Below are 776 nucleotides of genomic sequence, written 5' to 3'. Positions count from 1 at the left end.
AACCGCAATCTTAGCCGCTTTGCAGTTAAAGAGAAATAAAATGAAAGTAAATCAGTTGCAGGATATAATCTCAATGAATCCTGCAACTACGTCACATAAGCAATCAATTATGATTCAGCTATAAAGCCTAAATGCTGCTCAATCTGCTCAGCCAATTCAATTAATACCGCACTAACCTCAGCCCGTTTAGACTCATACTCTCCTTGCAAAAAACTCACTGCCATGCCCGCGACCGCCGTGCCAGACGCATTACGAATATACGTACCCAAGCAATACATCCCATCACGCAATTGCCCATCATCGAGAGATATTCGACTGTCTTGCGTCACTGCCAACTCAACCGCCAAATCCGTAAAATTCTTGACACCACGCGGCGTCATGGGCGTTGGAAACGTTTCATTGTACAAGGATTTTATGCTGTCCATCGACAATGTGGATAACATGGCTTTGCCTGTCGCTGAAAATACCGCAGGCACGCGCACGCCTGCCCGAAAGGTAAAACCAAGCGGGGCAGGCGACTCATGACACGCTAAAAACACCACTTCTCCCAAATCCAGTTTTGACAACGTCACGGTATGTTGAAGTAATACTGGATACTGAGCAATCAAATCTTGAAATAACCGTACCACGCCTTGCTGCTGTTCATACTTGCCTGCCCAATACATCAAGTAGGAACCCAAGTAAAAACGGCTCTCAGGGTCTTTGTAAATGACATGCTTGGACAGTAGGCTCTGCAAGATATTATGAGTAGAGCTTCGCGGAAGCCCAAGTTCTTT

The 776-nt window shown here is 45.6% G+C and carries 1 protein-coding gene; it reads right to left on the bottom strand.

Features of this window, described 5'->3' with window-relative positions; translation table 11 throughout:
* Positions 1 to 107: 107 nt before the first annotated feature.
* Positions 108 to 776, bottom strand: a 669-nt coding sequence (locus tag ACS8FC_RS16735; protein ID WP_439297613.1) for an IclR family transcriptional regulator, incomplete at its 5' end; no start/stop codon positions are given.

This window comes from Psychrobacter sp. 1Y4 (assembly GCF_051847555.1).
The sequence above is the reverse complement of the archived record's forward strand: the minus strand, read 5'-3'. Positions and strand labels throughout refer to the sequence as shown.